We start from the raw sequence: 6,108 nt of genomic DNA, 5'->3' as shown, positions 1-6,108 counted from the left end.
CCCCCCGCCCCCGCCGCATGGCGCGGTGCAGGCGGGCGGGCTCGGCGACGATGGGGGTGATGGACGGCAGGCCGAAGTCCAGCGGGGCGCCCTTCGCCAGCGCCGGCTGCGTGGCGGTGCACAGCAGCACCGTGCAGCCGTAGCGCTCCGCCAGCTCGCGCAGCGCTTCCAGGCACGGGCGCAGGTGCGGCACGGGGAGCAGCTGCGCCTCGTCCAGCACGATCACCGCCCCCGCGATGTTGTGCAGCTTGCGGCAGCGCGACGGCCGGCCGGCGAACAGCGACTCGAAGAACTGCACGGCGGTGGTGACGACCACCGGCGCGTCCCAGTTCTCCGCCGCCAGCTTGTGGCGGTCGGGGCCGCCGCCCTCCTCGTCCGCATCCTCGGGTGCCTGGTAGGCGCAGTGATGCTCGACCACCGCGCCGGGCAGGCCGGCGAAGACGGTGTCGCGGAACTCGCGCGCGGTCTGCTCGATGATGCTGAGGTAGGGGATGACGTGGATGACGCGCCGCTTCCCGTGGCGGAGGGCGTGCGCCAGGGCGAAGGCCAACGACGACAGCGTCTTCCCCCCACCCGTCGGCACCGCCAGCGAGAACACCCCCGACGGCCGCTCCGCCGCTTTCCGGCAAGCCGTCAGCACCTCGGCGCGGATGCGGTTCACCTCGGTGGGATCCGCCTTTGCCGCCTTGGCGTCCAGGTGCCGGTCGAGGGCGGCGGCGAGCGTGGCGAGGTCCGGCGCCTGTCCGCGCAGCGCCGCCGTCTCCGGGTCGGAGAAGCCTTCGGTGGACAAGGCGTCGGCGTCGGTCAGGCAGGAGAACAGCATGCGGACGAACAGCGCCGCCGCGAAGCCGTCGGGCAGTTCGACCGCGGGCAGCGTGGCCGGCAGCAGCGGCGCAATTTCCCCGATGAAGCCGCCGCGCGCCGCTGCGGCGGTGGCCGAGTGCGTGATCCGCAAGGAGAGGCTCGCCGCCTCCCCGGTGCCGTCGTCGGGCAACCCGGCGTGGTGCCCGGCCACCGCGTAGGCGAGCAGCCGGCCCCAGCCACCGGGATAGCGCTCCGTCGCATAGACGGCGCCGGCCGAGGCGTGGTCGACGCGCGCGGTCTTGCGCCCCTGCGCGGCGGCGCTCAGGTACTGCTGGAAGGCCTCGGCGTACTTTCCGGCGTCGTGCAGCAGGCCGAGGGCCCGCGCGAACGGTGCCGCCGACCCGCCGGGCAGAACCCCGGCCCCGAAAGCCCCGGCGCAGTCGGCGACCAGCCGGAGGTGACGGTCCAGCGGCTCCCATTCCGACGGCGGCCGTCCGTCAAGCGTGTGCGCGTACCAGGGCATGGAAGCCTCCCGCAACAGCGGCCCCCGATGCTAGCAGAGCCCCCATGGCGCGCGAACCCCAAGCGACCACGGAAACGCCGGGAGGTTCGCGCACCGGGCCGGGCGAGCCGCCAGAACGGCGGGACGGCCCGGCCCGGCGTCGGCTGCCACGAACGGCGCGAACATCACCCGAGGTTCGCGCAACCGCGCCGGTTTCCGACGGAGCGGCAATGACTTACACTGTAGCGCGTCGCCCTCTGTGCGAGGGCGTGGATTGAAACATCAAACAGGGAGTACACAGCTATGCTCTCCGTCGTCGCCCTCTGTGCGAGGGCGTGGATTGAAACGTGTTCGACACCCGCACGGCCGGCGTGTCGCTGACCGTCGCCCTCTGTGCGAGGGCGTGGATTGAAACAAGCCGACGTTCGGCTCCGGCGAGCCGTCGCCCTGTCGCCCTCTGTGCGAGGGCGTGGATTGAAACCCGCACGACGACACCCACAAGGCCGGGATGAAGTCGCCCTCTGTGCGAGGGCGTGGATTGAAACTCATACCACGCTGGATCTGTGCGTGAACTGGAGGTCGCCCTCTGTGCGAGGGCGTGGATTGAAACCGGGGAGGAGGGGAACACTGAACGATGGAGAGTGTCGCCCTCTGTGCGAGGGCGTGGATTGAAACTGGCTTACGGCGCGCAACTTCGCGCAGAAGTTCCCGTCGCCCTCTGTGCGAGGGCGTGGATTGAAACTCGGTTGGGTCGTATAGCGACACGGCTAGGTGGGTCGCCCTCTGTGCGAGGGCGTGGATTGAAACAGCTTCAGCAGCGTGTCCGGATCGGCCTTCGCCACGTCGCCCTCTGTGCGAGGGCGTGGATTGAAACTCCGGCACTCAAGCGAACGACTTCCAGGGCCTGGGTCGCCCTCTGTGCGAGGGCGTGGATTGAAACCGTCCCCAAATCGGCGGCGTGGGAATTGCCTTCCTCGTCGCCCTCTGTGCGAGGGCGTGGATTGAAACGGCCGGCACCGGCGTGAAGGTCACCGTGACGCTGTCGCCCTTCGTGCGAAGGCGTGGATTGAAACTTCGCGAGGTAGCGCAGCGCCTCTGCGGCGATGACCGTCGCCCTTCGTGCGAGGGCGTGGATTGAAACCACAAGATCGGCGCGCACGGCTGCGGCACGGCGCGTCGCCCTCTGTGCGAAGGCGTGGATTGAAACGAGATCAACGACGCCGTGATGGTGGAGGAGGTCCAGTCGCCCTCTGTGCGAGGGCGTGGATTGAAACGCGCTGCTGACCCTGCGCGACCCGGCCAACGGGAGTCGCCCTCCGTGCAAGGGCGTGGATTGAAACCGAGTGGTGCTGGCGGTCGGCACGGTTACCGATACGCGCAGATAGCTGACCGTGCGGCCGAAGGAGTCCTGGAGAGGCGCCATGGTGGTCGCTCTCCTTTTGGAGATAACCTTGCCCCCGCCCTCCCCCGCCCGCAGGCGGGGGAGGGCCGGAGGTGGCGCTACGCGCTCTTCGGCGGGCCGAAGGCGGTCACGGCCGGGGCCGCTTCGGCGTACTTCTCGAGCTGGGCGACGGCGGTGTGGCCGCAGTTGCCCTGGGCGAGCTTCGACGTCGGCACGTCCACGGTCAGCGCGTTGACGTCGCCGTACTTGCACAGCGTGCCCGGCTTGCCCGGCTCCGCCGGGTCGTACCAGCCGCCCTCGTTCACCCGGACGACGCCCGGGCGGATCGTGTCGGTCACCACCGCGCCGGCCAGGATCTGGCCGCGGTCGTTGAAGACGCGCACCACGTCGCCGGTCCTGATGCCGCGCGCCTCGGCGTCCTTGGGGTTGACGAGGCAGGGCTCGCGGCCGGCCACCGCGTACTTGTCGCGCAGCACCGTGCCGGCAAGCTGCGAGTGCAGGCGCAGGTTCGGGTGGCTGGTGGTGACGTGCAGCGGGTACTTGTCCTTGCTCGGACCGCCCATCCATTCGACCGGCTCCATCCACCGCGGGTGCGGGCCGCAGTCGTCGTAGCCCATCTTCTCGATGTTCTTCGAGTAGATCTCGATCTTGCCGGACGGCGTGCCGAGCGGCTCCAGCAGCGGTTCGTCGCGGAAGCTCTTGTAGCGCACGTACTCCGCGGCTTCCTTGGGGACGTCGAACTCGACCACCGAATCGCCCTTCCAGAAGTCCTCGAACGGCGGCATCTTCTGGTTCTTCGCCTTGGCCTGCTGCAAGGCCGCGTCGTAGAAGGACCGGATCCAGTCGAGCTGGCTCCTGCCCTCGGTGAACTCCTTCTCCTTGCCGAGGCGCTTGGCGATCTCGCGGAAGATCTCGTAGTCGTCGCGCGCCTCGAACACCGGGTCGATGACCTTGTGCAGGCCGATGATCGCCTTCATGGCGTAGTCGCCGACCTGCTCGACGTCGTCGCGCTCGAAGGTCGTGGTCGCCGGCAGCACGATGTCGGCGTGCCGGCAGGTGGCGGTCCACTGGAAGTCGTGGACGATCACCGTCTCCAGCTTCCGCCACGCCTTGACCAGACGGTTGCGGTCCTGGTGATGGGCGAACGGGTTGCCGCCGACCCAGTAGCACAGCTTGACGTCCGGGTAGGTGACCTTGGCGCCGTTGAAGTCGATGGCCTTGCCGGGGTTCAGCAGCATGTCGGCCACCCGCGCCACCGGGATCACCACCGCGCCGCCGGTCGCCAGCCACGCCGCCCCGCCGGCCTTGGAGCCGTCGGTGATGCCCGGCAGCACCGGGCTGTCGGCGCTCGGCGCGCCGCCGTTGGCGTAGTGGTAGGACAGGCCGAAGCCGCCGCCCGGCAGACCGATCTGCCCCAGCATGCTGGCCAGCGTGATCAGCATCCAGTGCGCCTGCTCGCCGTGGTGCATGCGCTGCATGGACCAGCCGCTCATCAGCATGGTGCGGTTCCTGGCGAAATCGCGGGCCAGACGCTTGATCAGCTCGGCGTCGAGGCCGCTGATGCCGGCCGCCCACTCGGCGGTCTTCGGCGTCTTGTCGGTCTCGCCCATCAGGTAGGGCAGGAACTTGTCGAAGCCGACCGTGTAGTCGTCGAGGAACGACTGGTCGTGCAGCTTCTCGGCGACCAGCGTGTGGGCGATGCCCAGCATGATCGCCACGTCGGTCTGCGGCTTCGGCGCGATCCACTCGGCGTTCAGGTACTCGGCGGTGGCGGTGCGCACGGGGTCGATGCAGACGACCCTGGTGCCCTTCTCCTTCAGCGCCTTCAGGCCGGCGTAGCCGCCGTGGTCGGGGACGATCCAGCCGATCTGGTTGGTGGTCACCGGGTCGGCGCCCCAGATCACCACCAGCTTGGAGTGCTCGACCACCACCGGCCAGGCGGTCTGCTGCTCGTAGACCTCCAGGCGGCCGACGACGTGCGGCATGACCACCTGCGAGGCGCCGGTCGAATAGTCGCCGGCCGACGAGCAGTAGCTGCCGTTCAGGTTCAGCATGCGCCGCATCAGATTCTGGCAGTTGTGCAGCTTGCCCACACTCTTCCAGCCGTAGGAGCCGGCGTAGATGCCGGTCGGCCCGTGCTCCTTGGAGACGCGCTGCAGCTCCTTGGCGACGAGGTCGAGCGCCTGCTCCCAGCTGACGCGCACGAACTCGTCGGCGCCGCGCTTGGCTGTGTCGCTCTTCGGGCCGTCCTTCAGGTAGCCGGCGCGCACCATCGGGTACTTGATGCGGGTCGGCGAATAGACGGCGTCCAGCACGCCGGGCAGCTGCGGGCTGGGGAAGAGGTCCTTCTCGTAGGGGATGGCCTCGACGAACCGGCCGTTCTCGACGCGCGCCCGGAAGGCGCCCCAATGGCAGCCGGACATAGCCAGCGCCGACGGCTGCGCCGCCATCGCCCCCCTGGCCAGCAGCGACGGCCCGGCCAGCAGTCCGGCACCGGCGATCAGCGCCCCTTCCAGGAAGGACCGGCGCGACACGAAGGGCTGGAAGTCCTTCTCGAAGAGCTTCGTCATGGCGTTCACCCCTTGCGCGATGGGCGGCGGGGCCACACGGCCCCGCGCACCTGTTTCCCTGCTGTCCGTTGTAGGGGGGCGTTGTGAACGGCGTTTCGGGGGCGGGTAACGCGGGTGAAAAATCTTGTAAACCGGATGTGAACGGCGGCGGGACGGGCATGAAAATGGCCGGGCGCCGTCGCGGCGCCCGGCCCCGTACGACCGGTCCGGCGGCTACGCCGCCTCCATCTCCAGCATGCCGCGCAGCACCCGCGCGGCGGCGGCGTAGTAGCCGCCGGGGTCGCGCTCGATGCAGGCCGCGCAGAAGGCCGGCGCCCAGCGCAGCAGGTGCTCGTCGAGCAGCCGGCGCTCCAGCGCCGCCGCGCCCGACGCCGCCAGCAGGGCCAGGAACTCCAGCTCCACCGCGATGTGGTCGGCCGGCTCCGGCGCGCCGGCGACCGACAGGCCGTGCTCGGCCAGCAGGCGCTCCATGTCGGTGGTGGCCTGCTGGAACAGGCGGTGCTGCGGGCTGGTGTGCACCGATTCGTAGGGCGACACCGCCGCCGGCCCGCCGGCCCCCAGGAACAGCCGGGCGTAGGTGCCGGCCAGCTCGAAGGCCAGCGCCTCCAGGTCCGTGTCATCGTTCAGCAGCGTCAGGAAGCCCGCCGCCCCCTCCCGCAGGGGCTCCATCCCGGCCAGGTCCAGAAGGATGCCGCGGGCCTCCGGGCTGCGGTAGGTGGCGAGGGTTCCGGCGGTCGGTTCGCGGGCGAAGACGCCCGCCAGCCACCGGTAGACTTCCCCCCGCACCGGCCGCAGGGTGTCGTTGACGGTCCCGTCCATGGTCCGGCCTC

3 protein-coding genes and 1 CRISPR repeat array are annotated in these 6,108 nt (G+C 70.0%); all 3 genes read right to left on the bottom strand.

Features of this window, described 5'->3' with window-relative positions; translation table 11 throughout:
* Positions 1-1,327 (bottom strand): CRISPR-associated endonuclease Cas3'' (locus tag TSO221_RS30555; RefSeq protein ID WP_109122282.1); only part of this gene is annotated, 1,327 nt, incomplete at its 3' end.
* Positions 1,328-1,555: 228 nt separating this feature from the next.
* Positions 1,556-2,646: a CRISPR direct-repeat array (repeat unit 32 nt; unit sequence GTCGCCCTCTGTGCGAGGGCGTGGATTGAAAC).
* A gap of 160 nt (positions 2,647-2,806) precedes the next feature.
* Positions 2,807-5,278 carry a trimethylamine-N-oxide reductase TorA gene (gene torA / locus TSO221_RS30550; protein ID WP_109122284.1) on the bottom strand — a complete coding sequence of 824 codons (2,472 nt, stop codon included), beginning with the start codon at positions 5,276-5,278 and terminating at the stop codon, positions 2,807-2,809.
* A 213-nt stretch (positions 5,279-5,491) separates the two neighbouring features.
* Entirely contained in the window at positions 5,492-6,097 is a 606-nt protein-coding gene (locus tag TSO221_RS30545) for a molecular chaperone TorD family protein (protein WP_109122281.1), read from the bottom strand.
* Positions 6,098-6,108 lie beyond the last annotated feature (11 nt).

The sequence above is a fragment of the Azospirillum sp. TSO22-1 genome, assembly GCF_003116015.1.
Taxonomy (GTDB): domain Bacteria; phylum Pseudomonadota; class Alphaproteobacteria; order Azospirillales; family Azospirillaceae; genus Azospirillum.
The sequence above is the reverse complement of the archived record's forward strand: the minus strand, read 5'-3'. Positions and strand labels throughout refer to the sequence as shown.

Excerpts from the sequence above, each read along its gene's own strand:
- TSO221_RS30545 (WP_109122281.1), bottom strand. The coding sequence starts at position 6,097 with ATGGACGGGACCGTCAACGACACCCTGCGGCCGGTGCGGGGGGAAGTC.
- torA (WP_109122284.1), bottom strand. The coding sequence starts at position 5,278 with ATGACGAAGCTCTTCGAGAAGGACTTCCAGCCCTTCGTGTCGCGCCGG.